We start from the raw sequence: 13,794 nt of genomic DNA, 5'->3' as shown, positions 1-13,794 counted from the left end.
GTCCAGGCGTAGCGCGGGGCTGAAGTCCAGGGGGCGGGCGGCGGCGTCGCCGAAGATGCGGTGGCCGATGGCTTCGAGCTTGCCGCGCGGAATCTTCAGCAGCAGTTGTTCGCAGCCGGCTTCCCAGTGCAGTTTCAGGGCGCGGTTGGGGGCGATGACGGCGGCGCAGTCGGGGTGGGCGTCGACGCAGTCGGTGCCGCATTCGATGCGGGCGCGGCCGCGCAGCGGCACCTGCACCAGCATGAAGTCCTGCAGGCGGTCGGGTTCGATGTGGACTTCGGCGCCGTAGCGCAACGTACAGACGCTCAGGGCGCCGAAGCGGGCGCGGTTCAGTTCGGCGTCGACGCGGCCGCCTTTCCAGGTCAGGCGGTGTTCCTTGAGCGCTTCGGAGACGCGTTCGCGCGTTTCGGCGGGCTGGGTGGAACTGAAGACGCGTCGTTTGAGCAATGGCGCCAGCTCGATGCGGGACCAGCCGTGCATGGATGCCTCCGGGACGGGAACGCTCCCGTATCGCCGTCGAGCGTAATGCAATCGTCAAGCGTTTGGAATTAAGTGAATCCCGGATAGGCGTGCGCCGATTCGGATAGAGCCGCGCGCCCGGCCGTCCTAAGCTGGGGGTTGTTGGAAGGCGGCGCCGTGGCGCGTAAGCTGGCAGTTTTCATCGGTGGCTGGGTGTACCGACGGCAGACGGATTCTGTCAGCATTGCGCCGGCGGCGCCGGCGGATACCTGCGGGGTGGCTCATGAACGGAAAACTATGGCGCCGGCGCGCGCTGGCGGCGCTGGTCGCGGTGGGCTGTATGACGGCGGCCGGCGGCGCGTCGGCGGCGGACAAGATCAAGGTCGGCCTGCTGACCACGTTGTCGGGGCCGGGCGCGGCGCTGGGCAATGAGATCCGCGACGGCTTCAATCTTGCGCTGCAGCATACCGGCGGCAAGCTGGGCGGCCTGCCGGCCGAGGTGGTGGTGGCCGATGACCAGCAGAAGGCCGATGCCGGGCGCCAGGCGGTCGAGCGGCTGCTCAAGCGCGACAAGGTCGACGTCATGACGGGGATCGTGTTTTCCAACGTGCTGCTGCCGGTGATGCCGGCCATCCTGCAGTCGGGCACGATCTACCTCAGCACCAACACCGGGCCCGAGAACTATGCGGGCGCGGGTTGCAATCCGAATTTCTTCGCGGTGGCCTGGCAGAACGAGGACATCCCGGCGGCGATGGGCAAGTACGCCGCCGACCAGGGTTTCAAGCGGGTGGCGCTGATCGCGCCGGATTATCCGGGCGGGCGAGAGTCGCTCAATGGCTTCAAGCGCCTGTACAAGGGCGGTCTGTCGGAAGAGATCTATACCCAGCTGGGCCAGCTCGACTACGGCGTCGAGATCACGCGGCTGCGCGCCAGCAAGCCGGATGCCGTGTTTTTCTTTCTGCCCGGCGGCATGGGCGTGAATTTCATCAAGCAGTTCAACGGCGCCGGCCTGGGCAAGGAGATCGTGCTGCTGGCGCCGGGCTTCTCGGGCGACGAGGATACGATCGCGGCGGTGGGCGCGCCGATCGAAGGCCTGCATAACTCGTCGCAATGGGCGGCCGACCTGGACAACCCGGCCAACCGCAAGTTCGTCGAGGACTTCAGGAAAACCTACAACCGCACCCCCACGCTGTACGCCTCGCAGGGCTACGACGCCGCCATGCTGCTGGACAGCGCGGTCAGGCAGACCGGCGGCAAGCTGGGCGCCGATGCGCTGCGCCCGGCCCTGCGCCGCGCTGATTTCAAGTCGGTGCGCGGCGAATTCAAGTTCAATCGCAATCAGTACCCGATCCAGAACTACTACTTGCGCACCATCGTCAAGGGCGCGGACGGCAAGCTGGCCAACAAGCTGTCGGGCACGGTGCTGACGCAGTATCACGACCCGTTCGCCGCCGCCTGCCAGATGAAGTAAGGCAGGCGACGCACGCATCAGCACGCATCAAGGAGAGACGCATGACCGCAACCATCACGACGCGCGAGGTGACCATCGCCTCGCACGACGGCAAATCATTCAGCGCCTACCTGGCCGTGCCGGCCTCGGGCCACGGACCCGGGCTGGTGCTGTGCCAGGAGATATTCGGCATCAACGACTTCATGCGGCGCACCGCGCAGGCGCTGGCCGAGGAAGGCTACGTGGTGCTGGCGCCGGACCTGTTCTGGCGCCAGCAGCCCGGCATCCAGCTGACCGACGGCCCGGCCGACATGCCGCGCGCCTTCGAGCTGTATCAGCGTTTCGACGTCGAGCTGGGCGTCAAGGACATCGCCGCGACCCTGGCGGCGCTGCGCGCCCTGCCCGAGCAGCAGGGCGGCGCCGGCGTGCTGGGCTATTGCCTGGGCGGCAAGCTGGCCTACCTGGCCGCCTGCCGCACCGATGCCGACGTGGCCATCGGCTACTACGGCGTGGGCATCGAGGACAGCCTGGAAGAAGCCGCCAACCTGCGCGGCCGGCTGGTGCTGCACATCGCCGAAAAGGACGGCTTCTGTCCGCCGCCGGCGCGCCAGCGCATCCTGGAGGCGCTGGGCGGCAAGTCGAACGTCGAGCTGTACGTGTATCCCGGCATGGACCACGCCTTCGCCCGCACCGGCGGCGCGCACTATGACAAGCCGTCGGCGCTGATGGCGCACCAGCGCAGCATGGCCGCGCTGCAACGCGTGATCGGGCCGCAGTTCGATTATTCGTATCTGTGGGACAAGCACTGCGAATACGAGTTCGGCACCCGTGACGTGGCCGCGACCATGGCCACCATGGTGGCCGAGCCGTACGTCAACCACATCCCCACCATGACCGGCGGCGTGGGCTACCGCGAACTGTCGCGCTTCTATCAGCACCACTTCGTCAACAGCAATCCGCCCGACACCAGACTGGTGCCGTTGTCGCGCACCGTGGGCGCGACGCAGATCGTCGACGAACTGCTGTTCTGCTTCACTCACACCACCGAGATCGACTGGCTGCTGCCCGGCGTCGCGCCCACCGGCAAGTACGTCGAGATCCCGCTGGTGGCCATCGTCAAGTTCCGCGGCGACAAGCTCTGCCACGAACACATCTACTGGGACCAGGCCAGCGTGCTGGTGCAGATTGGCGTGCTCGATCCCAAGGGCCTGCCGGTGGCCGGCCGCGAGACCGCGCAGAAGCTGCTGGACGAGACCCTGCCTTCCAACACCCTGATGGCGCGCTGGAAAGACAGCGAGAACAAGTAGGAGACCGCCATGCCGTATAGCGATCAACAATTGGGCGAGATGGTGCGCGGCGACAGCGTGCACCGCGCCCTGTACACCGACCCGGCGATCTTCGAACTGGAGATGCAGCGCATCTACGGCCGCGCCTGGGTCTACGTCGGCCACGAAAGCCAGGTGCCCAAGACGGGCGACTATCACACCACGCGCCTGGGCGACCAGGACGTGCTGATGGTGCGCGCCAGCGACGGCCGCGTGCACGTCCTGTACAACCGCTGCCCGCACAAGGGCGCCAAGGTGGTGGCCGACGGCGACGGCTGCGTCGGCAAGTTCTTCCGCTGCCCGTACCACGCCTGGACCTTCAAGCTCGACGGCAGCCATCTCGGCGTGCCGCTCAAGCAGGGGCTGGAAGGCACCGCCTACGATCCCGCCGACCCCAGCTTCTCCATGCGCCGCCTGCCGCGCGTGGAAAGCTATCGCGGCTTCGTCTTCGCCAGTCAGGCGCGCGACGGCCAGGGCCTGGCGGAATTCCTGGGCGGCGTGCGCTCGTCGATCGACAACCTGTGCGACCGCTCGCCGGTGGGCGAAGTGGAAGTGGCCGGCGGCATTTTCCGCGTGATGCAGCGCTCGAACTGGAAGGTGTTCTACGAGAACCTGCACGACACCATGCACGCCCGCGTGACGCACGAATCGTCCTTCGCCGCCGCGCGCGACGAGGCCAAGGAAATCGGCGAGATGCCGTTCGAGCTGCACATCATGGACGGCAACGGCGAGCCCTACGAGTTCTGGGAAAAGCTGGAGCTGCGCGCCTACGACAACGGCCACGGCTACATGGAAGGCATCTTCAACCCGGGCGCGGCTGAACGCGACCCGGTGTCGCGCGCCCATTTCGAGGCGCTGACCGCGGCCTACGGCGCCGACCGCGCCCGCGAGATCCTCGGCATGAACCGCCACAACACCGTCATCTACGGCAGCGGCTCGCCGCACACGGTGTTCCAGCAGTTCCGCGTGATCCGGCCGATCGCCGTCGATCGCACGCTGATCGAGATCCAGACGTTCCGCTGCAAGGGCGCGCCGGACGGCGTGTTCAAACGCGCCATGCTGTACGCCAACGTCATCAATTCGCCGTCGTCCAACGTCATGCCGGACGACATCGAGCTCTACAACCGCTGCCAGGAAGGCAACGCCACCCGTGGCGGCGAGTGGGTCAGCATGCACCGCTACCACGGCACCGACCGCAGCGACGCCGACGGCATGGTGTCGGTCAACGGCACCAGCGAGCTGCCGATGCGCAACCAGTTCCGCGCCTGGAAAAACTACATGGAGGCCGGTCCCGTGGCGCCCGCACACGGCCAAGGAGAAGGCGCATGCTGCTAGACCTGGAGTTCGACGTATCCACCGCCAACCTGGCGCCGGCCGACGTGCCGGCCGAGGCCTATCACCGCATCGCCCAGTTCCTGTACCGCGAGGCGCGGCTGCTGGACGAGCGCCGCTACGACGACTGGCAGTCGCTGTGGACCGACGACGGCATGTACTGGATGCCGCGCGAGCCGGGTCAGTCCAGCCCCTACGACCACATCTCGCTGTTCTGGGAAGACCGCATGCTGCGCGACGTGCGCATCCGCCGGCTGCAACATCCGCGCAACTGGTCGCAGCAGCCGCCCACGCGCAGCGCGCGGCTGGTGGGCGCGGTGCAGGTCGAGGGCGTGGACGCCGGCGGCAACCTGGTGGTGCACTCGGCATTCCAGATGACCGAATGGCGCAAGCGCCAGCCGCGCCAGCTGGCCGGCCGCTACACCCACAAGCTGGCCGCCGATGGCGACGGCTGGCGCATCCGCATGAAGCGCGTGGACCTGGTGAACTGCGACGACGCGCACGACGTGTTCGAGGTGTTCGTGTGAGCGCGATCGACGCCGCGGTGCTGGCGCTGCACTACCAGAACGACGTGCTGCATCCCGAAGGCAAGATCCGCGTCGGGCTGGACGCCGATGGCGCGGTGCGCCAGCGCCTGCTGCGCGGCGCCGCCGACCTGCTCGACGGCGCCCGTAGCCATGGCCTGCCGATCGTGCACGTGCGCATCGCCTTCAGGCCCGACTATGCCGACCTGCTGCCCAACTGCGACATCTTCCGCAACGTCGCCAGCATCGGCGCCGTGGCCGAGGGGCAATGGGGCAGCGCCTTCTACGACGGCCTGCAACCGCTGGCCGGCAGCCCGCGCGAATTCGTGGTCAAGCACACCCGCATCAGCGCCTTCTACGGCACGCCGCTGGAAGAGACGCTGCGGCTGCTGGGCGCGCGCCGGCTGGTGGTGGCGGGCGTGGCCACCCACTCGGTGGTCGAGGGCACCGTGCGGCACGCGGCGGATATCGGTTTCAATGTCATGGTGGCCGAAGACGCCTGCGCTTCGGCCGATCCGGCGGTGCATGACGCTTCGCTGGCCAGCATGCGCCTGATCGCGCAGACCGGCTCGGTGGCGCAGGCGGTGCGCTGGGCGGCCACCGCGCACTGAACGAAGGACACATCATGGATTTTTCCGGCTTTCCCGGCCTGGCCGGCAAGACCGCCATCGTCACCGGCAGCACGCAGGGCCTGGGCGCGGACATCGCGCGCGGGCTGGCGGCGGCCGGCGCCAACGTGGTGCTGGTGGGGCGCAACGCGCAGGCGGGGCAGGCGTTGGCCGCCGCCCTGGGCGACCGCGCGTTGTTCCACGAGACCGACATCGGCCAGGACGACCAGATCCGCCACTGCCTGAATGCCGCGCTGGCGCGCTTCGGCCGCGTCGACATCCTGGTGAACAACGCCTGCCAGTACAACGATCGCGGGCTGGCCTCCAGCCGCGAGGAATGGCACGCCACGCTCGACACCAACCTGGTGTCGGCCGCCATCTTCACGCAGATGGCGGCGCCGCTGCTGCCGCGCGGCGGCGTGGTGGTCAACCTGGGCAGCACCGGCGGCAAGTTCGGCGCGGCCGGGCGCGCGCTGTATCCGGCCTCCAAGGCGGCCTTGCTGCAGATCACCAAGAACTTCGCCGTGGAACTGGCGCCGGCCGGCATCCGCGTGCTGGCGGTGTCGCCGGCCTGGACCTGGTCGCCGTCGGTCGAACAACTGGCCGGCGGCTCGCGCGAAGCCGCCGACGCGGTCGGCGCGCACTTCCATCCGCTGGGCCGGGTCGGCTCGGGCGAGGAGATCGCGGCGGCGGTGTGTTTCGCCTGCTCCGACGCGGCCTCGTGGATGACGGGCGTGGATATCCCGGTGGACGGCGGTTTCTCGATCCTGGGGCCGGACCGCGGCATTTCGCCGCGCGCCTGGTTCAAGCAGTTGGCGCCCTGAGGCGGGCTGCCGGCCGGAGGGACGCGGGATCGGACCGCGCGGGCATGGCCGGCATCGCGCCGCGATCCCGGCGCGGGCCGGGGGGCGCCGGGGCGTGATGCCGGGGGCCGGCCAGGCCGCGGGGCGCGCGTCAGCGGATGACGATCTCGCCTTCTTCCAGGGCGGCCTTGCCTCCCACCTGGTCTTCCAGGAATTCCTGCATGCGGTTGCCCACCTGGATCTTGGTGCCGCCGCAAAAGCGCCGCGCGGCGATGATGGTGGCCGTATGCAGCGGCTGCAGGTCGCGGATCAGCTGGGCTTCTTCCTCGTCCAGTTCGATCAGGTCGCGGCCCAGCTTGGTGTGGGTGTTGCGGGCGCGCTCGACCACGTCGCCGGCGGCGCGTCCGGGGTTGGCGTGCAGGAACAGCAGTAGCTGTTCGAGCTTGGCCTTTTCCTCGTTCATCTTCAGGCGCTTGCGCGTCAGCGCCGAACGCTTGATGTCGGCATGCGGATCCAGGCCGGCCTGCACCAGCGTGGGCACGCCCGCCGGCGAACCGATGGTGCCGGCGCGCACCGATTGCAGGGCGCGGGTCTGGCCGCCGGTGATGGCGGTCTGCTGGGTATTGGGCGGGCCGACGTTGACGCTGCCGCCGGCGGCGATGCTGCTCTGGCGGATCTCGCGTTCCACTTCCACGTTCTGGCCGGCGCTGATGATGGCGTTGGTGATGAAGCGGGCCCGCACTTCGCCGCCACAGACGATGTGGGCGGTGCGCGCGGCGGTGTTGGCGGCCCCGCCACCGGCGCCGTCCGCCACGGCCTCGGCCATGCCGATGATGCCGCCCTTGACCGTGACGTTGCCGCCGGCCTCGACCAGCGCGGCCTCCATGGTGCCGTTGACGACCACGTCGCCGGTCACCCGCACTTCCATGGTGGCGCTGATGTCGCCGCGCACCTGCAGCGAACCCTGGAAGTTGATGTTGCCGGTGGACAGGTCGACCGCGTCGACCTCGACCACCGGATTGACCTGCGCGCCCTGGTGGATCAGCTTGGGCGAGCCGGCGATGGCGGCGCGCAGCAGGTTGGGGTCTTCCGGATCGATCTCGACGCCGGACATCTCGGCATTGAACGGCGTGTCGGGCAGTTCATCCGGCAGCACCGGCTGGCCCAGCACGTTGCAGCCGTCGATGCCGGGCAGCGGCGGAATGCGGCGCATCAGCGGCATGCCCGGGGTCACCAGCAACAGGCTGCCGAGGTCGCGGTAGTCGATCTGGGCCAGTTCGTCGATTTCCTGCGCGCGCGGCTTCAGGCGGTCCAGCAGGCTCTCGAAGCGGGTCGGGGTGCCGCGCGTGGGCGGCGTGCCTTGCGCGATCAGCACGGTCTGCGCGCCGCCGCGCTCGACGGCTTCGGCCAGTTCCTTTTCCAGCACGCCGTGGACGATGCCCTGGTCGGCGATGGCCTGGCGCAGCACGGCCAGGGCCACCGGCTTGCCGCCCTTGGGCGGATGCAGCGTGACCAGGGCGGACATGCAGGTCGCGTCCACTTCCAGGTCGAACGAACCGTCGATCAGCTTGCCCACCGGCACCTGGACCGGTTCGGCGGCGTGGCGGCACAGGTCGATGAAGGCGATGACGGCGTGGTTGTCCAGCGCCTCCGTCGACCAGCCCTGGGCAGTGGCCAGGGCGGCAAGGGTATCCCAGCTGGGCAGGGTGGCGGCCAGCGGAGCGGCGATGACGGTGTCCGAGGCTTCGGCCGATTCGCCTTCGGACGGCGCGGCCGGGGGCGCGTTGGCGCCCTCCGGGGCGGATGGCGGCGTGTAGATCGCCGTCAGGACGTTGGTAGTGGCATCCAGCACCAGCTGGAGCGTGTTGTCTGCGCCCATCTCCGCCTCCCGCCCGGCGGTCTGCGCCGGGTTCCATTCATTTAGTAATTAAACGAAATATTGCGACATGTTAACCCATGAATCCGGGGCTACTGCGCAGTAGAAGGGGGCTGGAGGGCATAAAAAGATGTAGGTCCGGCCCTTATTTCAGACGGATTGCCGCCCGAGTCGCTGGGGGGGCGGGGCGCGCTCGAACCGCAACGCCAGCGCGTCCTAGTCCATAGGCAGGAGCGACAAAGCGCGCGCAGCGGCTCAGCATAGGCGTTCGATCCCGCGTCCCCGGACGCCGCCGGAGCCTCGATGCCATGTCATCCCCCTTTTCCTTCTCGTCGGCCAGGCCGCGCCGCTGTCGTGGGCGCGTGGCCGGCCTGGTGATCGCGGCCCTGGTGGCCGGGGTGGCGGCGCTGGCGCCCGCCGGCGGCGCCAGCGCCGCAGAAATTTATCGTTACAAAGATCCGTTCGGCGTCTGGCGCGCCATGAAGGTGCCCAATGGCTATGCCAAGTATTACAAGCGCGCCCAGGTCCGCACCGCGCTGCGCGGCTCCCGCCTCAAAGTCTGCCTGGACTGCGAACCGCGTGCGGGTGACGGCGCGAGCCTGCTGACCCTGGGCGATCGCGCCGCCCGTTGGCGGGCGGCGCCGCCGTCCACCGCGCATGACGAATTGATCGCGCAGGCAGCCAGGGATTCAGGCGTGGACCGGGCTTTGCTGACCGCCGTCATCGCGGTGGAATCCGGGTTCCGCAGCGATGCGCGCTCGCCCAAGGGGGCGCTGGGCCTGATGCAACTGATGCCGGCGACGGCGGCGACCCTGCTGGTGTCGGACGACATCGAGCGGGCGCTGGTGGATCCGGCCACCAACGTGAAGGCGGGTTCAAGCCTGCTGCGGCGCCTGATCGACCAGTATCCCAACCGCCTGGACCTGGCGCTGGCGGCCTACAACGCGGGCGAGGGCGCGGTGCGCAAGTACGACGCGGTGCCGCCCTATGCCGAGACCCAGCAGTACGTGCGCAACGTCACGGCGCTGTACCAGCAATACAAGACACCCTAGGGCTGGATACAAAAACGCCCCGCAAGCCCTTCCAGGGCCGCCAGGGCGTGTTGCAGCGCGTTCGGCAGGCCGGGACCCGCCGGCGCGCCTCGCGCCGCGCTCAGACCGTCGCGAAGACCTTCTCGGCGATATCCAGGGTGGCCTGGATGACGGCGTCGTCGTGCGTGGCCGAGACGAAGCCGGCCTCGAACGCCGACGGCGCGAAATGCACGCCGTGGTCCAGCATGGCGTGGAAAAAGCGGTTGAAGCGCGCCGTGTCGCAGGCCGAGACCTCGGCGAACGTGGCCGGCACCTTGTCGCTGAAGTAGATGCCGAACATGCCGCCGACCGAATCGGCCGAGAACGCCAGGCCGGCGGCGCGGGCGCGTTCCTGCAGTCCCTGGGCCAGCTTGGCGGTCTGCGCCGCCAGCTTGTCGTAGAAGCCGGGCGCGGCGATCAGGCGCAGCGTGGCCAGGCCGGCGGCCACGGCCACCGGGTTGCCGGACAGCGTGCCCGCCTGATAGACGCCGCCCAACGGCGCGATGTGTTTCATGATCTCGGCGCTGCCGCCGAAGGCGCCCACCGGCATGCCGCCGCCGATCACCTTGGCCAGCGTGGTCAGGTCGGGCTTGACGCCCGACAGGCCCTGCACGCCCTGCGGGCCGACGCGGAAACCGGTCATGACCTCGTCGAAGATCAGCAGCGCGCCGTGCTGCGTGCAGACCTCGCGCAGCCCTTCCAGGAAGCCGGCGGCCGGCTTGATCAGGTTCATGTTGCCGGCGATCGGCTCGACGATGATGCAGGCGATGTCGGCGCCGTGCTGGGCGAAGGCCTCGCGCACCGCGTCCAGGTTGTTGTATTCCAGGGTCAGCGTGTGCGAGACGAACTCGGGCGGCACGCCGGCCGAGCTGGGGTTGCCGAAGGTCAGCAGGCCCGAGCCGGCCTTGACCAGCAGGCTGTCGGAGTGGCCGTGGTAGCAGCCCTCGAACTTGACGATCTTGTTGCGGCCGGTGGCGCCGCGCGCCAGGCGGATGGCCGTCATGGTGGCCTCGGTGCCGGAGCTGACCAGGCGCACCTGTTCCAGCGACGGCAGGCGCGCGATCAGCACCTCGGCCAGCTCGATCTCGGCCTCGGTGGGGGCGCCGAACGACAGGCCATTGACGGCCGCTTCCTGCACCGCGCGCACCACGTCCGGATGCGAATGGCCCAGGATGGCCGGGCCCCACGAGCCGACGTAGTCGATGTACTGCTTGTCTTCCGCGTCCCACACGTACGGGCCTTGCGCGCGCTTGATGAAGCGCGGCGTGCCGCCCACGGAGCGGAAGGCGCGCACGGGCGAGTTGACGCCACCGGGGATGCTGCGGCTGGCGCGTTCGAAAAGCTGGGCGTTACGTGACATGGCGGTCAGGGCTTCAGGTTGCGGTTGATGGAGTAGGGCGCGGCGCAGGCCGCGGCGGCGGCGCGGATGGCGGGCGCCTCGAACAGGCCGGTGATGACGGCGACCGAATCGGCGCCGGCGGCGGCCACCGACGCCACGTTCCCGGGCGTGATGCCGCCGATGGCGACCACCGCGGGGCGCGGCGCGTCGCGTTCCTCGACCAGCGCGCGGGCCTCGGTCAGGACCGACAGCGGCGCGCGCACGGTGTCCGGCTTGACGCGCGAGGCGAACATGGCGCCGAAGGCGATGTAGTCGGCGCCGGCGTCCAGCAGTTCGCGGGCGCGGCCCAGGTCGTCGTAGCTGGAGCCGCCCAGGATCAGGTCGGGGCCGGCTTCGGCGCGGATGCGGGCCAGGCTGTCGTCGTCGCGGCCGACATGGGCGCCGTCGGCGCCGACTTCCAGCGCCAGGCGCCAGTCGTCATTGATGAGGAACACCACGCCCAGCTCGCGGCACAGGGGCGCCAGGGCGCGCGCCTGCTCGGCGCGCACCGCGTCGGGCACGTCCTTGCGGCGCAGCTGCAGCGCGCGCATGCCGCCCTCGGCGGCCTGGCGCACCGCGCGCATCAGGCGCTCGGTGTCGTCCCATTCGGGGGTGACGCCGTACAGGCCGGCGGGAAAACGCAGGGCTTTCATTGCGGTTGGATCCGGTTGGGAATGCGCCGGCCCATGCCCGGCAGGAAGCTGGCGGCGACCGCCGCGTCGGCGTGGGCCAGGCCCTGGCGCACCGCCTCGGGCATTTCCAGGCCGCGCGCCAGCAGGGCGGTGATGGCGGTGGCCGCCAGGCCGCCGGCATCGCCGTTGCGGTCCGGGGGCGCCTGCCACGGCAGGGTGGTGGTCTGGCCGTTGGGGCCGAGCAGCACGTTGGCATGGTGGCCGGGCCGCTGCGGGCTGCCCAGCACCAGCACCCATTCGGCGCCGGCCGCCACCAGGGCGTGCATCGGCGACGGTGCGTCCCCGATATCGATGTCGCCGTCGGCATGCCATTGCGCCAGGCGCAGGTGTTCGACGATCAGCAGGTCGGTCTGCGGCAGCACCAGCTCAAGAACGGCCGCCAGCAGATCGTCGGCCTCGTCCTCGTCGGCGGCGTCGGCCGGCACCTGGGCGCGCTGGCCCAGGTGCAGCACCAGCGGCACCTGGCTGTAATCGGCCGCTACCTGGGCGGCCACGCTTGCCGTTTCGGCGGTGTATAGTCCGCCCACCTTGATCGCCTGTACCGACATGTCTTCGAGCAGGCAGCGGGCCTGGTCGTCGAGCAGGTCGGGCGACACGGGATGGATTTCTTCGATGCCGGCGGTATCCTGCACGGTCAGCGCCGTGACGGCCGCCAAGCCATGACAGCCCAGGCGGGCGCAGGTGACGGCATCCGCGGGCAAGCCGTCGGCGCCCGAAGGATCGAGCGGGCCGAAGACCAAAACGAGAGGGGGAGTAACGGGGGCCACGTGGACAGCGCTAGAGTAAGGGTGCCCGGACTCAATTGCGAAGAATCAGGGGAACCCCTATTGGGTTTCGGTAAGATTGTCCCCATTCTAATGGATGCCTCCCGCCTTTGCCCCGTAGGGGGGACGACGGCAGGGATTTGATGTAAGAGAGAACTATGCGTACTTGGATGTGTCTGATTTGTGGCTGGGTCTACGACGAAGAGGCAGGCCTGCCCGACGAAGGCATCGCGCCCGGCACCCGCTGGGAAGACGTGCCGCCGAACTGGGTCTGTCCTGAATGCGGCGCCCGCAAAGAGGACTTCGAACTGATGGAAATCTGATCCGCAGCGCCGACGTATTCCGCCAAGGCTTGCAACGAGGGGAGGCCATGTCCACCCCGCGCTCCCGACGGGCCACGCCAGTGCGGCGGGCCCCCGGTTCTATCAGACTACCCACAGAGGGGTTGCCATGACGGAAAAACACCACGAAGAAACCACCACGCAGGCCGCCAACTTCGCCAACCAGTTCCTGATCGCCATGCCCGGCATGGTCGAGGGCAGCCTGGCCGGCTCGGTCATCTATATCTGCGAACACTCCGAACGCGGCGCGTTGGGCCTGGTCATCAACCGGCCCACGGACCTGACGCTCGGCACGCTGTTCGAGCGCATCGACCTGGCGCTGGAAATCGGCCCGGTCAAGGACACGCTGGTGTTCTTCGGCGGCCCGGTGCAGACCGACCGCGGCTTCGTGCTGCACGCGCCGGCCGGCGACTACAGCTCCAGCATCAAGCTGGGCGCCATGGCCCTGACCACCTCGCGCGACGTGCTGCAGGCCGTGGCCGACGGCAACGGCCCGGCCCGCATGCTGGTCACGCTGGGCTACGCCGGCTGGGGCGCCGGCCAGCTCGAAAGCGAGATGGGCCAGAACGCCTGGCTGTCGGTCGGCGCCGACGACCACATCATCTTCGACGTGCCGCCCGAGGATCGCTACCCCGCCGCGCTCAAGCTGCTGGGCATCGATCCCGTGATGCTGGCCGGCGACGCGGGCCATGCCTGAAGAAACCCTGCTGGCGTTCGACTTCGGCGAGAAGAAGATCGGCGTGGCCATCGGCAATACGCTGACGCGCCACGCGCGGCCGCTGGAAATCATCTTCAGCGAAGTGCGTGATGTGCGTTTCGCGCGCATCGAGGCGCTGCTGCGGGAATGGCAACCGCATCGCGTGGTGGTCGGCCTGGCGCTCGATGCCGATGGCGGCGAGCAGCCCGCCACCGCGCGCTGCCGCCGCTTCGCCAATCAGCTGCACGGCCGCTTCGGCGTCGCGGTGGAACTGGTCGACGAGCGCGGCTCCAGCATGGAGGCGCAACGCCTGCTTGGCACGCACGCGGCCGACGACGCCATGGCCGCGGCCGTCATCCTGCAACGCTACCTGGACAAGCCGCCGGCGCCTTGACGCCGGCGCCGGCCCGCCCATGCTCAATCCGCAACTCGACCGCCGTGGCGAACTGATTCATCTGCTGACCACGGAAGGGTT

At 69.2% G+C, this 13,794-nt stretch carries 14 protein-coding genes and 1 pseudogene; 10 read left to right on the top strand and 5 right to left on the bottom strand.

Annotated features, from left to right (window positions below):
• A pseudogene (locus DK459_RS03660) lies at positions 1-480 on the bottom strand (AraC family transcriptional regulator); the annotation flags it as partial.
• Between the two features lie 262 nt (positions 481-742).
• Between DK459_RS03660 and DK459_RS03655 the strand changes: the two are divergent.
• Genes DK459_RS03655 through DK459_RS03630 form a run of 6 tightly spaced genes read left to right on the top strand, consistent with a single transcriptional unit; the run spans position 743 to position 6,522 of the window.
• The gene (locus DK459_RS03655; protein ID WP_026384893.1) at positions 743-1,930 is read left to right on the top strand and encodes an ABC transporter substrate-binding protein; all 1,188 of its coding nucleotides are present in this window, start codon (positions 743-745) and stop codon (positions 1,928-1,930) included.
• 41 nt (positions 1,931-1,971) lie between these two features.
• Positions 1,972-3,216 carry a dienelactone hydrolase family protein gene (locus tag DK459_RS03650; RefSeq protein WP_070541234.1) on the top strand — a complete coding sequence of 415 codons (1,245 nt, stop codon included), beginning with the start codon at positions 1,972-1,974 and terminating at the stop codon, positions 3,214-3,216.
• A gap of 9 nt (positions 3,217-3,225) precedes the next feature.
• Positions 3,226-4,569, top strand: coding sequence for an aromatic ring-hydroxylating dioxygenase subunit alpha (locus DK459_RS03645; RefSeq protein WP_049053520.1), 1,344 nt, complete (start codon positions 3,226-3,228; stop codon positions 4,567-4,569).
• Positions 4,560-5,093 (top strand): aromatic-ring-hydroxylating dioxygenase subunit beta, encoded by a 534-nt coding sequence (locus DK459_RS03640; protein ID WP_006388567.1) that lies wholly within the window; start codon positions 4,560-4,562, stop codon positions 5,091-5,093. The genes DK459_RS03645 and DK459_RS03640 overlap by 10 nt, the downstream gene beginning before the upstream one ends.
• A complete protein-coding gene (locus DK459_RS03635) occupies positions 5,090-5,701 on the top strand; it encodes a cysteine hydrolase family protein (protein ID WP_006388568.1) in 612 nt (203 codons plus the stop codon). Before DK459_RS03640 ends, DK459_RS03635 begins: the two co-directional genes overlap by 4 nt.
• A gap of 14 nt (positions 5,702-5,715) precedes the next feature.
• Complete coding sequence (locus DK459_RS03630) at positions 5,716-6,522, top strand: glucose 1-dehydrogenase (protein ID WP_006388569.1); 807 nt, start codon at positions 5,716-5,718, stop codon at positions 6,520-6,522.
• Between the two features lie 130 nt (positions 6,523-6,652).
• Here the strand turns inward: DK459_RS03630 and DK459_RS03625 are convergent, their stop codons facing one another.
• Entirely contained in the window at positions 6,653-8,380 is a 1,728-nt protein-coding gene (locus tag DK459_RS03625; protein WP_024067662.1) for a DUF342 domain-containing protein, read from the bottom strand.
• Positions 8,381-8,685: 305 nt separating this feature from the next.
• Here DK459_RS03625 and DK459_RS03620 point away from each other — a divergent pair, with 305 nt between their 5' ends.
• Positions 8,686-9,429 carry a lytic transglycosylase domain-containing protein gene (locus DK459_RS03620; RefSeq protein WP_110134455.1) on the top strand — a complete coding sequence of 248 codons (744 nt, stop codon included), beginning with the start codon at positions 8,686-8,688 and terminating at the stop codon, positions 9,427-9,429.
• Positions 9,430-9,529: 100 nt separating this feature from the next.
• Here DK459_RS03620 and hemL read toward each other — a convergent pair whose 3' ends face one another.
• From hemL to DK459_RS03605, 3 genes are read right to left on the bottom strand one after another with little or no spacing between them, the layout of a single operon-like run.
• Positions 9,530-10,807: a glutamate-1-semialdehyde 2,1-aminomutase gene (gene hemL, locus DK459_RS03615; protein WP_047993571.1), complete on the bottom strand. Its 1,278-nt coding sequence runs from the start codon at positions 10,805-10,807 to the stop codon at positions 9,530-9,532.
• 5 nt (positions 10,808-10,812) lie between these two features.
• A complete protein-coding gene (thiE, locus tag DK459_RS03610) occupies positions 10,813-11,478 on the bottom strand; it encodes a thiamine phosphate synthase (protein WP_110134454.1) in 666 nt (221 codons plus the stop codon).
• Positions 11,475-12,320, bottom strand: a complete 846-nt coding sequence (locus DK459_RS03605) for a bifunctional hydroxymethylpyrimidine kinase/phosphomethylpyrimidine kinase (RefSeq protein ID WP_349675236.1) — start codon at positions 12,318-12,320, stop codon at positions 11,475-11,477. The genes thiE and DK459_RS03605 overlap by 4 nt, the downstream gene beginning before the upstream one ends.
• Positions 12,321-12,439: 119 nt before the next feature.
• Here DK459_RS03605 and DK459_RS03600 point away from each other — a divergent pair, with 119 nt between their 5' ends.
• From DK459_RS03600 to ruvX, 3 genes are all read left to right on the top strand, one after another.
• Entirely contained in the window at positions 12,440-12,604 is a 165-nt protein-coding gene (locus tag DK459_RS03600; protein ID WP_003814980.1) for a rubredoxin, read from the top strand.
• A 127-nt stretch (positions 12,605-12,731) separates the two neighbouring features.
• On the top strand, positions 12,732-13,319 hold the full coding sequence (locus DK459_RS03595; protein ID WP_006388575.1) for a YqgE/AlgH family protein: 588 nt from the start codon (positions 12,732-12,734) through the stop codon (positions 13,317-13,319).
• The gene (ruvX, locus tag DK459_RS03590) at positions 13,312-13,713 is read left to right on the top strand and encodes a Holliday junction resolvase RuvX (RefSeq protein WP_006388576.1); all 402 of its coding nucleotides are present in this window, start codon (positions 13,312-13,314) and stop codon (positions 13,711-13,713) included. Before DK459_RS03595 ends, ruvX begins: the two co-directional genes overlap by 8 nt.
• Positions 13,714-13,794: the final 81 nt, after the last annotated feature.

The sequence above is a fragment of the Achromobacter sp. RW408 genome (assembly GCF_003184165.1).
In the GTDB taxonomy this organism is placed as follows: Bacteria; Pseudomonadota; Gammaproteobacteria; order Burkholderiales; family Burkholderiaceae_B; genus Achromobacter; species Achromobacter xylosoxidans.
The sequence above is the reverse complement of the archived record's forward strand: the minus strand, read 5'-3'. Positions and strand labels throughout refer to the sequence as shown.